The sequence below is a fragment of the Thiorhodovibrio winogradskyi genome (genome assembly GCF_036208045.1).
In the GTDB taxonomy this organism is placed as follows: Bacteria; Pseudomonadota; Gammaproteobacteria; order Chromatiales; family Chromatiaceae; genus Thiorhodovibrio; species Thiorhodovibrio winogradskyi.
Map to the genome: position 1 here is coordinate 3,229,575 of NZ_CP121472.1, position 17,095 is coordinate 3,246,669.

General features: G+C 62.4%; 16 protein-coding genes and 1 pseudogene. 15 read left to right on the plus strand and 2 right to left on the minus strand.

The genetic code is table 11. The annotated features are described in order from the left end of the window. Positions 1 to 38: 38 nt before the first annotated feature. From Thiowin_RS25335 to lpdA, 9 genes and pseudogenes are all read left to right on the plus strand, one after another. A pseudogene (locus Thiowin_RS25335) lies at positions 39 to 257 on the plus strand (type I restriction-modification system subunit M N-terminal domain-containing protein); the annotation flags it as partial. Between the two features lie 107 nt (positions 258 to 364). Beyond that, entirely contained in the window at positions 365 to 1,576 is a 1,212-nt protein-coding gene (locus Thiowin_RS14590; RefSeq protein ID WP_408034085.1) for an N-6 DNA methylase, read from the plus strand. Continuing rightward, positions 1,560 to 1,814 (plus strand): PIN domain-containing protein, encoded by a 255-nt coding sequence (locus Thiowin_RS14595; protein WP_328983734.1) that lies wholly within the window; start codon positions 1,560 to 1,562, stop codon positions 1,812 to 1,814. Before Thiowin_RS14590 ends, Thiowin_RS14595 begins: the two co-directional genes overlap by 17 nt. Continuing rightward, complete coding sequence (locus tag Thiowin_RS14600; RefSeq protein ID WP_328983735.1) at positions 1,811 to 2,014, plus strand: hypothetical protein; 204 nt, start codon at positions 1,811 to 1,813, stop codon at positions 2,012 to 2,014. Before Thiowin_RS14595 ends, Thiowin_RS14600 begins: the two co-directional genes overlap by 4 nt. A 39-nt stretch (positions 2,015 to 2,053) precedes the next feature. Then, positions 2,054 to 2,275 (plus strand): DUF433 domain-containing protein, encoded by a 222-nt coding sequence (locus Thiowin_RS14605; protein ID WP_328983736.1) that lies wholly within the window; start codon positions 2,054 to 2,056, stop codon positions 2,273 to 2,275. Continuing rightward, positions 2,272 to 4,797: a type I restriction endonuclease subunit R gene (locus Thiowin_RS14610; RefSeq protein WP_328983737.1), complete on the plus strand. Its 2,526-nt coding sequence runs from the start codon at positions 2,272 to 2,274 to the stop codon at positions 4,795 to 4,797. Before Thiowin_RS14605 ends, Thiowin_RS14610 begins: the two co-directional genes overlap by 4 nt. Beyond that, positions 4,748 to 5,218 (plus strand): M48 family metallopeptidase, encoded by a 471-nt coding sequence (locus Thiowin_RS14615; RefSeq protein WP_328988086.1) that lies wholly within the window; start codon positions 4,748 to 4,750, stop codon positions 5,216 to 5,218. The genes Thiowin_RS14610 and Thiowin_RS14615 overlap by 50 nt, the downstream gene beginning before the upstream one ends. 54 nt (positions 5,219 to 5,272) lie before the next feature. Then, positions 5,273 to 5,446, plus strand: a complete 174-nt coding sequence (locus Thiowin_RS25340; RefSeq protein WP_408034220.1) for a hypothetical protein — start codon at positions 5,273 to 5,275, stop codon at positions 5,444 to 5,446. Continuing rightward, a complete protein-coding gene (gene lpdA, locus Thiowin_RS14620; protein ID WP_328983738.1) occupies positions 5,409 to 6,881 on the plus strand; it encodes a dihydrolipoyl dehydrogenase in 1,473 nt (490 codons plus the stop codon). The genes Thiowin_RS25340 and lpdA overlap by 38 nt, the downstream gene beginning before the upstream one ends. 49 nt (positions 6,882 to 6,930) lie before the next feature. On the opposite strand, the gene Thiowin_RS14625 is transcribed toward lpdA, so the two are convergent. Continuing rightward, on the minus strand, positions 6,931 to 7,677 hold the full coding sequence (locus tag Thiowin_RS14625) for an REP-associated tyrosine transposase (protein ID WP_328983739.1): 747 nt from the start codon (positions 7,675 to 7,677) through the stop codon (positions 6,931 to 6,933). Between the two features lie 87 nt (positions 7,678 to 7,764). Between Thiowin_RS14625 and Thiowin_RS14630 the strand changes: the two genes are divergently transcribed. Together Thiowin_RS14630 and Thiowin_RS14635 are read left to right on the plus strand one after the other, a co-directional pair. Further along, positions 7,765 to 7,917 carry a hypothetical protein gene (locus tag Thiowin_RS14630; RefSeq protein WP_328983740.1) on the plus strand — a complete coding sequence of 51 codons (153 nt, stop codon included), beginning with the start codon at positions 7,765 to 7,767 and terminating at the stop codon, positions 7,915 to 7,917. 19 nt (positions 7,918 to 7,936) lie between these two features. After that, positions 7,937 to 8,233 carry a hypothetical protein gene (locus Thiowin_RS14635; RefSeq protein ID WP_328983741.1) on the plus strand — a complete coding sequence of 99 codons (297 nt, stop codon included), beginning with the start codon at positions 7,937 to 7,939 and terminating at the stop codon, positions 8,231 to 8,233. Positions 8,234 to 8,311: 78 nt separating this feature from the next. Here the strand turns inward: Thiowin_RS14635 and Thiowin_RS14640 are convergent, their stop codons facing one another. Then, positions 8,312 to 8,656 (minus strand): Hpt domain-containing protein, encoded by a 345-nt coding sequence (locus Thiowin_RS14640; RefSeq protein ID WP_328983742.1) that lies wholly within the window; start codon positions 8,654 to 8,656, stop codon positions 8,312 to 8,314. Between the two features lie 270 nt (positions 8,657 to 8,926). Here Thiowin_RS14640 and Thiowin_RS14645 point away from each other — a divergent pair, with 270 nt between their 5' ends. The 4 genes from Thiowin_RS14645 (at position 8,927) to Thiowin_RS14660 (ending at position 16,984) form a co-directional block, all read left to right on the plus strand. After that, on the plus strand, positions 8,927 to 11,230 hold the full coding sequence (locus Thiowin_RS14645; protein ID WP_328983743.1) for a putative bifunctional diguanylate cyclase/phosphodiesterase: 2,304 nt from the start codon (positions 8,927 to 8,929) through the stop codon (positions 11,228 to 11,230). After that, positions 11,223 to 12,479: a response regulator gene (locus Thiowin_RS14650; RefSeq protein WP_328983744.1), complete on the plus strand. Its 1,257-nt coding sequence runs from the start codon at positions 11,223 to 11,225 to the stop codon at positions 12,477 to 12,479. The genes Thiowin_RS14645 and Thiowin_RS14650 overlap by 8 nt, the downstream gene beginning before the upstream one ends. A gap of 111 nt (positions 12,480 to 12,590) precedes the next feature. Next, entirely contained in the window at positions 12,591 to 15,338 is a 2,748-nt protein-coding gene (locus Thiowin_RS14655) for an ATP-binding protein (RefSeq protein WP_328983745.1), read from the plus strand. Further along, positions 15,338 to 16,984: a response regulator gene (locus Thiowin_RS14660; protein WP_328983746.1), complete on the plus strand. Its 1,647-nt coding sequence runs from the start codon at positions 15,338 to 15,340 to the stop codon at positions 16,982 to 16,984. Before Thiowin_RS14655 ends, Thiowin_RS14660 begins: the two co-directional genes overlap by 1 nt. Positions 16,985 to 17,095: the final 111 nt, after the last annotated feature.

Genomic DNA, 17,095 nt, shown 5'->3' on the forward strand with positions numbered 1-17,095 from the left:
GGCATCTGTTCGCGGCCGCCGACATCCTGCGCGGCAAGATGGATGCCTCGGAGTTCAAGGAATACATCTTTGGCCTGCTGTTCCTCAAGCGCTGTTCCGATACCTTCGAGCAACAGCGTGAACGCATTCTGCGCGAGCAGCGGGCGCTGGGGCGCACCGAGGAGCAGGCCCGGCAGCGCGCGGATCACCCGTCGTTTTACACCGCGTCCTTTTTCGTGCCGCCCGAGGCGCGCTGGGGCCATTTGCTCAACGAGGTGCATGGCGGCGTTGCCAATGCCCTGAATATCGCCCTCTCGGCGCTGGAGGCGAGTTCGCCGACTCAGCCGGCAAAAAGGCCGGTGAGTTCTACACGCCCCCCGGTGTCGTGCAGCTCATGGTGCGGATTCTCGACCCCCAGGGCGGCAGCTCGCTCTATGATCCGACCTGTGGCAGCGGCGGCATGCTCATTCAGGGCAACGAGCACGCCATCGCGCACAATGGGCCGCCGCTCAGCCTCCATGGTCAGGAAGACAGCGGCGCGGTCTGGGCCATCTGCCGCATGAATCTGCTGTTGAATGGCATCCCCAGCGCCGACATCCGCAATGGCGACACCCTGATGGAGCCTAAGCACATCGAGGACGGTCGCCTGATGCGCTTCGACGGCGTCATCGCCAATCCGCCCTTCAGCCAGAATTACAGCCGGCGCGGGATGCAGTTCAGTGACCGCTTTCGCTTCGGCTGGTGTCCGACCACCGGCAAAAAGGCTGATCTGATGTTCGCCCAGCACATGCTCGCGACCCTGAAGCAGACTGGCAAAATGGCCGTGGTGATGCCCCATGGCGTGCTCTTTCGCGGCGGTGAGGAACGCAAGATCCGCCTCGGACTACTGCAGGATGATTGCATCGAGGCGGTCATCGGCTTGCCGGACAACCTGTTTTATGGCACCGGCATTCCCGCCTGCGTGCTGGTGATGCGCCAAGCGGGCGGCAAGCCAGAGCCGCGTCGGGGCCAGGTGTTGTTCATCAATGCCGATCGTGAATTCCGCGAGGGTCGGGCGCAGAAATTCATCGATCCCGAGCATATCGAGAAGATCGTCAGTGCCTACGCGACCTTTGAGGACATCCCCGGCTTCGCCGCCTTGGTGCGGACCGAGGCCATCATTGGCGGCGAGGACGGCAATCTCAATATCCGCCGCTATGCCGACAGCAGCCCACCGCCCGAGCCCCATGATGTGCGCGCTCATCTGCATGGCGGCGTGCCCCGGCGCGAGATCGACAGCCTGCGCCCGATGGCCAGCGCCCAGGGCTTTGCCATCGAACAGCTGTTTCGCGCGCGCAATGCCGACTATGCGGACTTTGCCGACGCCATCGCCCGGCGCACCGAACTGCGCGCGCTGATCGAACAGGATGCCGGCATCGCCGCGCGGCGCGAGGCACTGGCCCTTGCCTTTGACGACTGGTGGAATCACGCGCGCGACGGGCTCGCCGCCCTGCCCGAGCGGCGGCACCTGATGCCCTTGCGGGCCGAGCTGCTGGCCAGTTTCGAGCCAGCCGTGCTTCCGGTCGGCTGTCTCGACCGTTTTGAAAGTCGACACTGATGTTGAAAACTTAACAGATCTGTTTATCACTCAAGGAATCATAACGAAAAAATGCCCAGAAGACGCTCTTCATATTGCTATTGCAGCGGCTCACGGAATGGATGCGATTATTACTTGGAATTTCAAGCACATCAATAACCCATTCGTAAAAGCGAAAATTCGCCAACTTGTTGAGGAAAACGGTTGGATATGCCCCGAAATCTGTTCACCAGAAGAGTTTTTAGGTGATGACCAATGAACGACCCCATTCTCGAAGAACTCCGCCAAATCCGCGATGAGCACTCCCGAGGCTTCAACTACAATTTAAGTGCGATCTGCGAAGATTATCGTTCCCACCAGACGCTTTTTAGTTCACGACTGGTTCGCCTTCCGCCAAAAATCGCTCGCCCGCGACTCAAACCCGCTGATTCAGCTGCCTCTGAAGTTCCAACGCTTTGACGAGACACTGACTGAATCCTGACCCAAAAACGCACCAACATGATTAACGGGTCAAACTGCCCTGCCGTTGAACGCGACCCCGAGCGCGTCAGCGGCGCCTGGGTGTTTCGCGGCACCCGTGTGCCAGTGGCGGCTTTGTTGGAAAACCTCCATGACGGCGTGACGGTCGACCAGTTCATCGCGTTGTTTCCTGGTGTTACCGCCCAACAGGTGCGCGCCGTGCTCGACTGCCTGGCCCATTCACACCAGCGCGACCCATGAGCCAACAAGACCGCCTCGACGAGCTGCATGTGGTGGAGTTGCCGCTCCTCGCCCAGCTCGGCGCCATGGGCTGGCAGCATGTCGAGGGCGCGGACGAGGACGCGGCGAGCGGTCGCAAGACATGTCAGTTGCTCGGGCGAACCAGTTTCCAACAAACCCTGCTGCGGGATCGCGTCCAGGCAGCCCTGCGTCGGCTCAACCGCGACGCCGAAGGCGCGGACTGGCTCGATGACCGGCGCATCGAAGAGGCCATTTCCCAGCTCGAACGCCCGACAGCACGTGATCTGATCGCCATCAACGAGGAATTGCACAGCAAGCTGGTCAATGGCGTCTACGTCTCCGGCCCCGCCGGCGAGCGCGAGCGGCTGGTGCGTTTTATTGGCTTCGAGCCCGAGGATGGCAACGACTTCCTCGCCGTCAATCAGTTTCGCGTCGATCCGCCAGGCGCGGTGGGGGATCGCGGTTTCATCGTGCCAGACATCCTGCTGTTCGTGAACGGCATCCCGCTGGTGGTGATCGAGGCCAAGAGTCCTGCCGTGACCGACCCGCTGGCCTCGGCCATCGATCAGCTGCGCCGCTACGCCAATCGCCGCGATCCGCCAAGCCAGGAAGGCGCTGAACGGCTGTTCTGGACCAACCAACTGCTGATCGCCACCTGCTATTACGAGGCGCGGGTCGGCTCCCTAAGTGCGCGGCCCGATGACTTCCTGCCCTGGCGCGATCCGTCCCCGGTGAGCCTCAAGCAGGTGCGCGGGGAATTGCGCAAGGCCGCCAATGCCGAACTGGTGCAGCAGGAGACCCTGGCCGCCGGCCTGCTACGCCCGGCGCATCTGCTAGATGCACTGCGCGCCTTCACCGTCTTCATGACCACCGACGAGGGGCTGCGCATCAAGGCCATTCCGCGTTACCAGCAGTTCCGCTCGGTGCATCTGGCGTTGGAGCGCCTGCGCAGCGGCAAGACCCGCCGCCAGGATGGCCTGACGGATCGGCGCGGCGGCATCATCTGGCACACCCAGGGCTCCGGCAAGAGCCTGACCATGGTCTTTCTGATCCGCAAACTGCGCACCATTCCGGCGCTGCGCCGGTTTAAGATCGTGGTGGTCACTGATCGCACCGACCTTGAGGATCAACTCTCCAACACCGCCAAGCTGGCCGGACAAGTGATGCGGGTGGCCACCAGCGCCGAGGCCGCCCGCGCGCATCTCAGCCGGCAGGAGCCGGATCTGGTGTTTGTGATGATCCAGAAGTTGCAGGATCGCGACCACCAGGATGCGCGCGATGAGATTGTGTTTCTGGTCGAGTCCGAGCCAGCGGCCCTGACCGACGGCGAACAGCCGAGCCCGCGCACCCTCAGCGCCAAGCTTGGCGAGCGCCCGGCCTTTCCGGTGCTGAACCCAAGCGAGGATGTGCTCATCCTGATCGACGAGGCGCACCGCTCCCATACCAGCGGACTGCATCAGAATCTGCTCGACGCCCTGCCGAACGCCGCGCGCATTGGCTTAACCGGCACGCCCATTGAGGAGAAAAGCAAGAAGAAGACCCGCGAGATTTTCGGCGCCTATATCGACCGCTACCTGCTGCGCGACGCCGAGGCCGACGGCGCCATCGTCAAGATTCTCTACCAGGGCCGCGAGCTGAAGGCCATGGTGCGCGACAGCGGCACCCTCGACCGCTTGTTCAACGCCTATTTCGCGGCGGAATCCCCGGCGCTACGCGAGGCGATTAAGAACCGCCATGCCACCCGCGCCGGGGTGCTGAACGCCGCCGAGCCGCGCCAGGCCAAGGCCCGAGATGTGCTCAGGCACTATATCGCCAACATTCTGCCCAACGGCTTTAAGGCGCAACTTGTCGCCAGCAGCCGTGAGCTGGCCGTGCACTATGTCGAAGCCCTGGAGGCGGCGCGCGACGACCTGCTGAACGCCATTGAGGGCATGGCGGAGATGCTCGAAAAGCTCGATCCCAACGCGCTGCAAGCCACCGAGCCGGACGCGGATGATGAACTGGCGTTTCTGGCTGGCGCCTGGCCGCATCGCGGGCTGATCAAACGCCAGGAATTCGCCGCCGTCATCTCTGTGGAACATAACGACCTGCCGCACCTGAAAGCCTGGGGCGAACCGAGCACGACCAAACAGCGCATCGCGCGCTTCAAGAAGCCGCTGGCACAGGATCCGCTGGCGATTCTGGTGGTCAAGAGCAAACTGCTCACCGGCTTCGATGCCAAGGTCGAGCAGGCCATGTATCTCGACCGCGCCATGTCCGGCACCGAATTGTTGCAAGCCATCGCCCGTACCAACCGCACGGCGGGCGAGGCCAAGCGCTTCGGCATCGTGGTGGATTACTATGGCGTTGGGAAGAACCTGACCGACGCCCTGGCGCTCTACGACGCGGAGGATCGCGAGGATCTGCACGCCGGCATCGGCCGGCCCCCAAGTCTTTCGCCGTCCCAAGCTGGTCGATGGGGAAGGATTTTATCTGCTCGGGCATCACTATCGGCTCAAGCGCATCGATCCGCCATCGCGTGATCAGCCGGAAGAACCGAGCGAACTCGTCCGGATCGAGGGTGATCGGCTGCTGCTGTCTTCCTCGTCAGCCACAACAGCCGAGCAGCACATCACGGCATTTTATCTGCGCGAGGCCACCCGCTACTTGAACCAGGTCCTGCCCAATTGGCAGGCTCGATTTGGCTATCGCGAGGAGATCCGCATTCGCGTCCGCGACCTGGGTTACCGCTGGGGCTCTTGCGGTAAGCATGGTATGTTGAACTTCCACTGGCGTGTGATTCAACTGCCGCCATCCGCCATCGACTACATTGTGGTGCATGAGCTGGCGCATCTGCTCGTGACCGATCATTCACCCGCCTTCTGGCGCGAGGTGGAGACCGTGCTGCCCGATTACCGGACGCGGCGAAATTGGCTGCGCGAGCATGGTTTCAAGAACGCATGACCGTGCAAGTCGTCGGCGTGTTTTCCCGCAAAACCCTCACTCTTGTTCGATGACATGCTCAGTCGCCAGCACTACAATGCCCGCTTTGCTTCAGCACTGTCCGATTGGCCGACAATCCGCGCGGCGCTTCCCGAGGCATGGTTTCAACAATCCGAGACAAAACAAACCCATCAGCCAACCAGTAGATACTATGACCGACACCGACACCGACACCGCCCCAACCCTTGACTCCGCAAAAGAACTCAGCGCCCAGGTCGCCGTCCTCGGTGGCGGTCCTGGCGGTTACACCGCGGCCTTCCGCGCCGCCGATCTTGGCCTGCGCGTGGTGCTCATCGAGCGCTATCCGACGCTTGGCGGCGTGTGCCTGAATGTCGGCTGCATCCCCTCGAAAGCGTTGCTGCACACCGCGATCATTATCGAGGAGACCAAACACTTAAGCGCCATGGGCGTGACCTTCACGCCACCAGAGATTGATCTCGACAAGATGCGCGCCGGCAAGAACAAAGTGGTTAAAAAGCTCACCACCGGCCTGGCCGGCATGGCCAAGCAGCGCGGCGTGCAGGTGATCCAGGGCACGGGCCGGTTCGAGGCGCCCAACCGTATCGGCGTTGACAGCCGTGAGGGGCATCTGGCGGTGCATTTTGATCACGCCATCATTGCCTGCGGCTCGCGCCCCATACGCATTCCCGGCTTTCCGCATGAAGACCCTCGGGTGATGGACTCGACCGACGCGCTGGAGCTGCCCGACATCCCCGAGCGTCTGCTGATTGTTGGCGGTGGCATCATCGGACTGGAGATGGCGAGTGTTTACAGCGCGCTCGGCAGCGCCATCGATGTGGTGGAGATGAAGCCGCAACTCATGCCGGGCACCGACCTCGACCTGGTGCGGGCGCTCGAAAAGGTCATTAAAAAGCGCTACAAGCGGATTTTGCTCGACACAAAAGTGTCCGAGATGAGCGCGAAAAGCTCAGGCATCCAGGTGCGTTTCGAGGGCAAGGACAACAGCCGCCCTGTTCAAGAAGCCGAGTATGACCGCGTCCTGGTCGCCATTGGCCGCCTGCCCAATGGCGCACAGATCGACGCCGAGCAGGCCGGAGTCAAGGTCGATCAGCATGGCTTCATTAAAGTCGATGCTCACATGCGCACCAATGTGCCCAACATCTTCGCCATCGGCGATGTGGTCGGCGGCCCCATGCTCGCCCACAAAGCCACCCACGAGGCCAAGGTCGCCGCCGAGGTCATCGCCGGCGAGCCGGCGCTGTTCGATCCGCTGACCATCCCCTCGGTCGCCTACACCGACCCCGAGGTCGCTTGGATGGGCCTGACCGAAACCGAGGCCAAGGAAAAGAACATCCCCTACGAGAAAGGCGTCTTCCCCTGGGCGGCGAGCGGGCGCGCGCTCGGCATCCACCGCGACGAGGGACTGACCAAGCTGCTGTTCGACCCCGAAACCAAGCGCATCCTGGGCGCGGGCATTGTCGGCCCCAACGCCGGAGAATTGATTGGCGAGACCGTCCTGGCGCTGGAAATGGGTTCGGACATGGAAGATATCGGACTCAGCATTCACCCACATCCAACGCTGAACGAAACCATCGGCCTGGCCGCCGAGATGGCGCATGGCTCCATTACCGATCTGCTGCCGCCCAAGCGTCGCTCGACTTGACGTCGCTCGACTTGACCATGCGCCAACACTGGAAGCATCGGGGCCTTGATCATAACTCGGGCCACTTGCCCGTTGAGCCGAGCTTTGTGGGAGCGGCTTTAGCCGCGATCACCCTGTCGCGGCTAAAGCCGCTCCCACGAATCAGTGGCCGGGCCAACTTGATGTCCTGGACGATGGCGTCCGACAGTTCGACGGCAAAGGGGGAATGCCAGAGGGCAGCCGTTACGCGAAAATCAACGCTGCCCGGGACGTTCCAGCGTCCCGTCCACCACGAATCGATGTCAATCAGTCCCGGCTGTCCGTGATAGCATCGCGCGCTGGAATAACGCCAATGCTCGGGTTGGTCAACATAGCCGCGCTTGACCGGATTGTAATGGATATAGTCCAGCTTTTGGCGCATCACCGACTCGCTGATCACCATTTCGGCGTGTGACCCCTCCTGCCAGAATTGGTATTCCCGGTCGCGTTTGTGCGCTCGCTTGGCGAGGCGCAGTCGGGCGAGAAGAGGTGCGGCTCGACGAGCCTCCAATAACTCGATTAGCCGGGCAGCCGTAAACGACTTGAAGTTGCTGACGCATTTATCGAGGCGCGGCGCTTGAGCCACGAAATGCAAATGGTTTTCAAGGACCACATAGCCGTACAGGCGCAAGCCATCATGGGCGCGCTGATGCGACCAACTGTCGAGCAGAATTTGAACTGCATCGGGGCGGGTGAACACCGGAAGCCATTCCACGACGGTGCAGGTCAGAAAATGGGGCTTGTCGGGTTCCAGGATCACATAGCGGCTTCTGCCCATGCGTTCTCCGTTAATGGTCGGGACGCTGGAGCGTCCAGGGCAGCATCATGGTAAACAGGCGACTGGCTAGATGTGATCATAAGGTAGGTGAGCCCCACCTTGGTGTCGTCCCGCTCCGCGCTTTTCCTCGCCGCGCTGGCGCTCGCGAGCCAGCTCATGGGCGATGTCGATGTCCTCGATGCCCTTGTACTGGGTCAAGACCCGGAGCGCGGCGGCATAGGCGGCGAGCTGGTATCTTGAAGAAAATTTTGGCGTTGAAGTGATCAACTACAATGGTTATTACGACGCGGGCGAAGTCTTCGGGAAACCCGAGCAGATCGAGCTGGATTTCATCATTAAGAATGGTCTGCCGATCCTCTGCGAGTTGAAGTCCTCTATCGACAAAGGCGGCATGTATCTGTTCGAACGCAAGGCACGGTTTTATGAGCGCGAACACAGCCGCAAGGCCACGCAGTTGATCGTCATCTCACCGATGATCGAGCCCAAGGCCTACAAGGTCGCCGAGCGCATGGGCATCGACTGTTATGGCGATTCACAAGACATGGACAGGCTTTGAGATGGGGACTAGATCAAGAGAGGTTCTCGTATACAGCATGACCCAGATTGAATTCGCCCCCAACACCGGGCCCGCGCCTTAGGATGACAGCAAAGCACGCGCGGCCAGTTCGCCGATGCAGGACTCGCTCAGTTCGAGCGCGGCCGCGAACTCCCGCGCCACGGCATCGCCCTCCCCCGCGCGCGCGGCGCGCTCCAGCGACAAGATTTGCGCGGCCAGCGCGCTCGCGCCAAGATTTCCGGCACTGCCCTTGAGTAGATGGGCAATGCGCGCAACTTCTGACCAGTCTTGTGCCTCTTGTGCCGCGCGCAGCGGCACGATCTGCTCACGCAACTGATCGACAAACTCATCCGCGACGGCATTCAGATCCTCGCCGAGAATGTCCTGCAGTTCATTGATGATCTCGGGGTCGAGACAGGGCATGGTCGCCGTTCTCCTGTGTGGTTCGGGTTCGCTGCAATCATGGTCCACCCGGAGACCGGGCCAAAAGGGCAAAGGTGACTCATCGACCCGGTCCATCGGCCGGATCAAAACTGATGGTCCATCATCAGATCATACCGACCGGCCAGCAGCAAAGTCATGTGACCAATCACTCTGATGCGCTTATGCTAGTCATTCCTCCTGAGCACCGCCTGGGTGCCGGGGTCACCTAGGCCCGCCCCTTTCAAGCAGCCATATTGACAGGCAGCGATCATGAACAAGCCGCTCGCGCCCCCCCACGCACTCAAACCCGAGCCCGACCAGGAAATCCTGATCATCGACGATGATCGCGCCACTCGCATGCTGCTGCGCGGCGCCTTGCAGCGCCAGGGCTATCGCGTGCGCGAGGCCGCCGATGGCGAACAGGGGCTGGCCGCCTTCGCGCAAGAGCGCCCGGCACTGGTGCTGCTGGATGTGATGATGCCCGTGCTTGATGGCTTCGCCACCTGCGCGCGCATGCATGACCGCGACCCCGAAGGTTGCACGCCCATCATCATGCTCACAGCCGCCGATGACCTCGACGCCATCGACCAGGCCTTCACCGCTGGCGCCACCGACTTTATCGTCAAGCCCATTAACTGGTCCCTGCTCAATCAGCGTCTGCGCTACGCCCTGCGCGGCGCCGCGCTCAATCGCGAACTGCGCCAAAGCCAGTTGCGCCAGAACTCCGCCCGCCGACTGGCCAAACTGCTGTTCTGGGAGTGGCATCTGGATGACGATAGCCTCCATTGGAACGACGACCTGCGTCTGCTGACCGGCCTCAGCGAAGCCCCACTTGAGCTCAACAGCGTGGACCAGTTCCTGGCCGCCATTCATCCCGAGGACCGCGAACGCGCCCTTGGAATGCTCAAGCTGGTGCGCGAGCAGCACGCCCGGGTCGATCTTGAACTGCGCCTACGCCTGCCCGGGCGCAACCTGCTGGTGCGCATGGTCGGCGAGCGCGGCGGCCAAACCGAGGACCACGACCGCGTCCTCGGCGCCCTGCAGGATCTGACCGACCGCCGCCGCACCGAGGCACTGGTGGATTATCTGTCCCTGCACGATAACCTAACCGAACTGGCCAACCGGCGACTCTTTCTAAGCCAGGTGCAGGAGGCACTTGGTGCACGGCCCGCAAAAAGCAGCGACCTGATCGGCGTGCTATGGATCGACCTGGTGCGCTTTCACCGCCAAAATGACGTACTTGGAAACTCGGCAGGTGACATGCTGCTGCGCCTGTTCGCCGGACGCCTGAGTCAACTGGTGCCAGACAGCGGCGCCGCCGCGCGCGTCGGCGGCGATGAATTCGCCGCGCTACTGCATGCACAAGACCGTCAGGAAGCCATCAATAGCGCCGAGGTGCTGCTCGGCAACCTGAGCACCGCCTATGGGATCGACGAACGCGAGGCACTGCTGCGCTGTTCTGCCGGGCTGGCGCTGGCCCCCGAGCACGGGAGCGATGCCCAATCTCTGCTCACCCGCGCCCAGGAAGCCCAGCGCACCGCCCGCGCGCAAAAACGTCAGCTCGCGCTGCCTAGTCGTGACACCGCTTACACCCGCGGCGTGAATCAGACCTTGGATCTTGAACGCGATCTGCACCTCGCCATTGAGCGGGAGGAATTCTTCCTGGTCTACCAGCCACAGATGAACCTGGGCAGCGGACAGATCGTCGGCTGCGAGGCCCTGCTGCGCTGGCAACATCCGGAGCAAGGCCTGATTCCGCCGCTTAAATTCATACCCATGCTTGAGGATCTTGGGCTGATTGATCGCATGGGCGACTGGGTGCTGCGCGAGGCGCTGCGCCAGTGTGCCAGCTGGCAAGACACCGGTCTGCCGCTGCGAGTTGGCATCAATCTGTCGCCGCGGCAGTTTCTCGACCCCGAACTGTGCAACCGCCTCGACCACTTGCTGCGCGACAGCGGCGCGCCGCCCGGGTTGGTGGAACTGGAAATCACCGAAAGCCTGACCATGCAGAACCCGCGTGAGGCCATCGAGATGATGCGGCGTTTTCGCGCCCTCGGCGTCAAACTCGCGCTCGATGACTTCGGCATCGGTTATTCCTCGCTCGAATATCTGTTGCGCTTCCCCATCGACACCATCAAGATCGACCGTGCCTTTGTCACCAACATCACCCGTGCGCTCGAAGACCGTGCCATTGTGCGCGCGGTCACGGCACTCGGCCAAACACTCAAGCACAAAATCATCGCTGAGGGCATTGAAACACAGCGTCAGTGCGATTTTCTCGAAGCCCTTGGGGTTGATGAAATTCAAGGCTACCTGATCGGCAGACCCATGTCGCCGGATGCGCTCTCGAGCCTGGTCGAGGATTTCCACCGCCCCGGCGTTGAGGACGAGACCAGCGCCACCGTGTCGCCATCCGCCGGACTGTCGGCGGACTCCATCACCGATCTGGACCTGGAAAAGGAACTGGGACTGATCCCCGCCACGGCCACGCCAGCGGCCACGCAAGCTTCCGATGCCTTGGCCAGTGCCACGCCAGACAGCAGCCCCCCGACCAAACCCACACATCATGACTAAAGCCACCGCCCCCAACTCGGCAGAAACAGCCAAGGCAGCCGCCAAGGCGCCAGCAACAGCGACACGCCAAAACTCCCCGCATGTGCTCATTGTCGAGGACGACACTTCCACCCGACTGCTGCTTGAGAGCCTGATCCGCCGCCTGTGGAATGACAGCCGGATCGAGAGCTTTGGCGAAGTGCAGAGTGCGCTCGATGCCTGGCGCCTGCATGGGGCTGATCTGGCCCTGGTCGATATCGACCTGCCAGGCGTCGGTGGCCTGGCGCTGCTCGAGCAGATCGCCCGCGAGCCCAGCCGTGCAACCACCTCGGTCATTATTTCTCACCATAAGGATCGCGCCATCGTGCTGCAGGCCATGAAGTACCGCGCGCGCGATTACATCGTCAAGCCATTCACCGCGCGTGACCTGATGCAGCGACTCAGCGATCTGATGCAGTTCGCCCCCAGCAAGCAACTCGCCGCGGCTGGCGGCGAACAACACAGGCGCGAGGCACTCGAGCGCCTGCTGCGCGATGCCATCGGCTTCCGCCGTTTGAGCCTGCCCATCGACCCCGAACTGGTGGAGAAAATGGAAGCCTGGCATCTCCAAGGCGAGCTGGACAAAGCCCGCATCCTAGAGCATTGGGTGTTGGAACCCGCTTTGGTCGCGCGGCTGCTCGGCGCCGCCAACAGCGGACCCTACAATACCAGTGGCCAGGCGGTCAGCCATTTCGCCCAGGCGCTCGACCAGCTCGACCCCGGCACCATTTGCAATCTGGCCATCGCACTCGCCCTCCAGCCCGGCAGCACCCTGGCCGCGCCCGAACTGCGCGACCTGGCGGAGGACATCCGCGCCCGTCAACGCGGCATCTACCGCCAGGTGGTCGCGCTGGGCGCTTCGGTCAGAACGGAACTCGCACTCTACGCCACCGCCTGCGCCCTGCATCGAATCGGCGTCCTGGCCGTGCTGCAGCTCATTCAGGCATGGATGGAACAAGGCGGGCAACTCAGCGCCGAGGAGCTGACCGAACTGGTCAAGCGTTATGGACCCGAGGCTGATGATGCCATTAAGACCCTGTGGCTCATTCCGCAACAACTGCGCGATCTCAGCCGCGCGCCCGATGAAAAGCCGCGCGGAGCCCCGAGCCAGCCGCTGATGCTGATGCGCATCGCCGGGCTACGATTTTCCGACGAACCCACAGGCGAGCACAGCGAAGAACTGCGACGGCTGTGCGAACGTGCTGGCCTGCCGCCACCCCGGGTCGCCTAGCCCCGGCTCCGCCCAGACGCAACCGTATTGAATGATGCCCGGGGTTCAAACACCCTCAATAGCAGAGGAGGCAGGGTCTCATTCCGGACTGATAAAGGACGTCCAATCGCCATGAAATCCTTGCGCATTCGCCTCAAGACCAAGCTGCTGATCGTGCTGCTGCTCACGGCTCTGCTGCCGCTCGCCAGCATCGGCTGGTTTGGCTATCGCAGCACACTCAATATCAGTCAGATCGCCGACCGGGCCAACCAGGACATCGCCGAACTGGCCGTGTCGGACAGCTCCGCCGCCCTCTCGGCCGAGCTGGAAACCCGCCTGGCCGCCCTAACCGCCCGCTATGCCGAAGATATCAACGAAATTCTGGGCCAGGTGCAAGCCGACACCCTGCAACTGGCGGCCTTCGCCGCCTACCTCTACCAGCATCCCGACAGTCTCAAGCGCTACGCCCAACCCAGTACCTATTCACCAGCGCCACAGAGCAAGATGTTCGGCGCGCGCGAGCCCAACCAGAACTCCTGGCTCGGCGTTTTTGGGGACGCCGTGGATAAAGAGGGCAGGATCAGCAAGGATACCCTGGCCGAGGTGTATCTCACCGAGTACATGGACATCATGTTCCGCGCGGTGGCCGAGACCAACCCTTATGCGGTGCAGATTTACATCAACACCGCCGGCCAAATCTCGCGCGGCATGCCCTTTGTCGATGGCGCCTTCAAGTGGGTGGATGCCACCGAGCAGTTCGCGAATCTGCCGGATGTCACCGCCTATGACTTTTACTACCTTGCCGACTCCGAGCACAATCCCGAGCGCGGCCCGGCCTGGACTGAACTCTACTGGGATCCGGCCGGCCTTGGCTGGATGGTCTCCAGCATCGCCCCCGTTTATCGCGGCGACGAGCATGTCGCGGTTATCGGCATTGATATCACCCTGGAGCGCATTGTCGACGGTATTCTGAATCTGCAAATCGAGCAGACTGGCTTCGCCTTCCTGCTCTCCGAGGCGGGACAAGCCATCGCCTTCCCCGAACGTGCCGCGGATTTCCTGCAATTCCGCGGCAGTTTCCAGGGTCAATTCAAAAAGAACGAGGCCTTCGCCCATTCGCTCACCGCGGTGCGCGACAGGCCCTTTCAAGACATCATCGCCGCCATGCAACGCGGCGAGCGGGCGCTGACGCGCTACCGCGACCCGGCCAGCAATGAAACCTATCTGATTGCCTACCACGACATCGCGGTCACCGGTTGGAGCGTGGGCATCGTGGTACCGGAGGCGGAGATCATCGCTCCCGCGCTGGCCACCGAGCGCAAAATCCAAGCCAGCCAGGCCCTCACCGCCGAGCGCCTGCAGGCTCGCAGCGACCAACTCCAGCGCATTTTTATCTGGCTGCTGCTGGGCGCGGTGCCAGTGCTAGCGCTGGTCGCCTTCCTGTTCGCGCGCACCATCTCGCGCCCCATACAGGCGCTCGACCAGGGCTCACGACGCGTCGGTGCCGGCGAACTCGGGCACCGCATCCAGGTCCACTCGGGCGATGAGATTGAAGCCCTGGCGCTGACCTTCAACCGCATGGCCGAGGATCTCCAGACGAAACTGAGGGAGATCGAGGACGCCAACCGCGAGCTGCGCCAGCTCGATCAGCTCAAGAGCAAGTTCATCTCCATGGCCTCCCACGAGTTGCGCACGCCGCTGATTGCCATTCAAGGCTATGTGGATCTGATTCGCGAAGGCAAGGGCGGCCCCATTGCCGCCGAGCAAAGACGCATGCTCGACACCGTCTCGCGCAATGCCACCCGCCTGGCGCGCATTGTCGCCGAACTCCTTGATGTCTCGCGTATCGAGGAAAACAAGCTGGTCATCGAGCAAGCCCCGGTCGATTTGGCACCTGTGATTCGGGAAATTGCCGAGGAACAGCAGTCCTATCTCGACAGCCGCGGCCATCAGCTCCAGCTCGAACTCGCGCCGAAGCTGCCGCTGGTGACCGGCGACCGCGACCGCCTCGCCCAAGTGGTCATTAACCTGCTCGGCAACGCTATTAAATACACCCCGGACGGGGGTCGCATCCTGATCCGACTGCACCGGGCCGACCAGGAATTACGCCTTGAGGTCATCGACAGCGGCATCGGTATCAAGCAAGAAGACATCGGCAAGCTGTTCCAGCGCTTCTCCACGCTCGGCGATGTCACCAAGCATCACACCGGCAAGAATGCCTACCTGGCCAGCGGCACCGGACTGGGACTGTCCATCGTGCAGGGCATCCTTCAGGCCCACTGTGGGCGCATCTGGGTGGAGAGCGAGTACGGGCAGGGCAGCAACTTCCAGGTCGCGCTGCCAATCCCGGCCGAGCCCCTGAGCGCCACGCCAGCCTTGGAAGTCGCCAGCCCCGAGCCACAACAGTCCGAAACCAAGCCACCAGGCGGGACATCGGCCACGCGCGACGCGGCCTTCAAAGTGATCCAGTTCGAGCAATCCGCCACCAGCCGCCTGGCGCCCAACCAGGGCGAGCGCCTGACCCTGCTGGTGGTGGATGACGAGCCGGATGTGATCGAATTCACCCGCGATCTGCTTGGCGAGAACTACAACCTGCTCAGTGCCCAGACCAGCGCCACCGCGCTGCGCGAGGCCATCGGTAAAAAGCCCGATCTCATCTTGCTCGACGCCTGGATTCCGGGCATCTCGGGCTATGACATTTGCCGCACGCTAAAAAACAACAGCCACACCAGCGCGACCCCCATCATCATCTTCACCGCCGCCACCCAGAAAATCGATGAGGAACGTGCCCGCGCCGCCGGAGCCGATGGCTTTGTCACCAAACCTTTCCGCCGCCAGCAGATGATTGAGCTGATTGAAAGCTTCCGGGAGAACCACTAATGGAAAGCCATCTGGAGCGGCCATTCGATACGCCAGCAAAAGTCCTGATCGTCGATGACGAGGCCAGCATCCGCGAATTCGTCGAACTGAGCTTCAAAGACCGTTATCAGGTCTTGAGCGCCTGCGACGGCACCGATGCACTGGTGCTGCTGGAATCCGACCCGGCGGTGGATGTCGTGCTACTCGACATCATGATGCCAGGGCTCGACGGCTTCGAGGTGCTAAGCGTGCTCAAGTCGAGCCCAGCGCTGGCCAGTCTGCGTGTCATCATGCTCACGGCCATGACGGACACCGCCACCAAGGTGCGCGCCTTTTCCGCCGGCGCCGTCGATTTCATCGAAAAACCCTTCCACATCGAGGAACTGGCCGCCAGGCTCGAGACCCAGATCCGTCTCAACCGCGGCGAGACCGAACTGCGTCAGGCCAAGCTTCAGGCCGAGGCCGCCAATCGCGCCAAGAGCGAGTTCCTCGCCAACATGAGCCATGAGATCCGCACCCCGCTCAACGCCATCATCGGCATGAGCGAGCTGCTTGGCCACGCCCGACTCGACCCCGAGCAGCGCGAGGCGATCGACACCATTCACGACAGTGGCAACGCGCTCCTGGCCCTGGTCGATGACATTCTGGACTTCTCCAAAATCGAAGCCGGCCGCCTGGAGTTGGCGCCCATCCGCTTCGACCTGCCGGCGCGACTGGCCAATGCCTTGGCCTTGGCGCGCCCCCTGGCCCAACGCAAGGGGCTCGAGTTGCAACTCGACATCAACCCCGAACTGCCGCGCTTTTTCCATGCCGATGCCAACCGGCTCGGGCAGATTCTGCACAATCTGCTCGGCAACGCGGTCAAGTTCACCGACCAGGGTCAGGTCAGCCTGAGTGTCAGCGGTTCGCCAATTCCCAACCAGAGCGACAATGAACCCCACCCGGCCCGCTGGCGCCTCAGCTTCAGCGTGCAAGACAGCGGCATCGGCATTCCGCCCGAGCGCCAGGACAGCCTGTTTGAAAGCTTCACCCAACTCGACGCTTCCACCGCGCGACGCCATGGCGGCGCCGGCCTCGGCCTCGCTATCTCTCGCCGCCTGGCCGAGCACTTTGACGGTTCCATTGAGGTCAGCAGCAGCGGCGTCCCCGGCAATGGCTCCCGCTTCGACTGCATTCTCGAACTGCCCGTCAGCGCCGATCCGGACAGCGTCATCCAAAGCCACAAGCAAGCGACAGAGGGAGATCACCTCGAGCGCGCGCCCCAGCCTGCCAATCCCCCAAGCAATCCGCGCATCCTGCTTGCCGAGGATAATCCCATCAACCAAAAGGTGACGCTTAAGATGCTCGCATCCCTTGGCCTTGATGCCGACCTCGCCACCAACGGCGCCGAGGCCGTCGCCGCCGCGACCGCGAAACACTTCGATATCATTCTGATGGATGTGCAGATGCCCGAAGTCGACGGTCTGAGCGCGACCCGCCAGCTGCGCGCCACCCTGCCCGCCGAGTGCCAGCCCTGGATTCTTGCCCTCACCGCCAACGCCACTGAAGAGGACCGTCACGCTTGCCACGCTGCCGGCATGGATGACTTCGCCACCAAACCCCTGCGCCGCGCCCAACTCATTGAAGCTCTTGAGCGCCAAGCCGCCGCTGCTGGTGGAGGCGAATAACTCCCCTTTCGAGGTTGAAGTTTAAACCGCTTGCCACGTCAAGCCGGCATGGTTACTGATTCCTCTGCCTCCAAGCGCAGGGTCAACTCGTCGAGTTGCAGGGCCTGGACA

What these genes read in the sequence shown, in the direction of transcription:
- Thiowin_RS14600 (WP_328983735.1), top strand. Translation starts at nt 1,811, where the DNA reads ATGAACGACCCCATTCTCGAAGAACTCCGCCAAATCCGCGATGAGCAC.
- Thiowin_RS14605 (WP_328983736.1), top strand. Translation starts at nt 2,054, where the DNA reads ATGATTAACGGGTCAAACTGCCCTGCCGTTGAACGCGACCCCGAGCGC.
- Thiowin_RS14610 (WP_328983737.1), top strand. Translation starts at nt 2,272, where the DNA reads ATGAGCCAACAAGACCGCCTCGACGAGCTGCATGTGGTGGAGTTGCCG.
- Thiowin_RS25340 (WP_408034220.1), top strand. Translation starts at nt 5,273, where the DNA reads ATGCTCAGTCGCCAGCACTACAATGCCCGCTTTGCTTCAGCACTGTCC.
- lpdA (WP_328983738.1), top strand. Translation starts at nt 5,409, where the DNA reads ATGACCGACACCGACACCGACACCGCCCCAACCCTTGACTCCGCAAAA.
- Thiowin_RS14625 (WP_328983739.1), bottom strand. Translation starts at nt 7,677, where the DNA reads ATGGGCAGAAGCCGCTATGTGATCCTGGAACCCGACAAGCCCCATTTT.
- Thiowin_RS14640 (WP_328983742.1), bottom strand. Translation starts at nt 8,656, where the DNA reads ATGCCCTGTCTCGACCCCGAGATCATCAATGAACTGCAGGACATTCTC.
- Thiowin_RS14645 (WP_328983743.1), top strand. Translation starts at nt 8,927, where the DNA reads ATGAACAAGCCGCTCGCGCCCCCCCACGCACTCAAACCCGAGCCCGAC.
- Thiowin_RS14650 (WP_328983744.1), top strand. Translation starts at nt 11,223, where the DNA reads ATGACTAAAGCCACCGCCCCCAACTCGGCAGAAACAGCCAAGGCAGCC.
- Thiowin_RS14655 (WP_328983745.1), top strand. Translation starts at nt 12,591, where the DNA reads ATGAAATCCTTGCGCATTCGCCTCAAGACCAAGCTGCTGATCGTGCTG.
- Thiowin_RS14660 (WP_328983746.1), top strand. Translation starts at nt 15,338, where the DNA reads ATGGAAAGCCATCTGGAGCGGCCATTCGATACGCCAGCAAAAGTCCTG.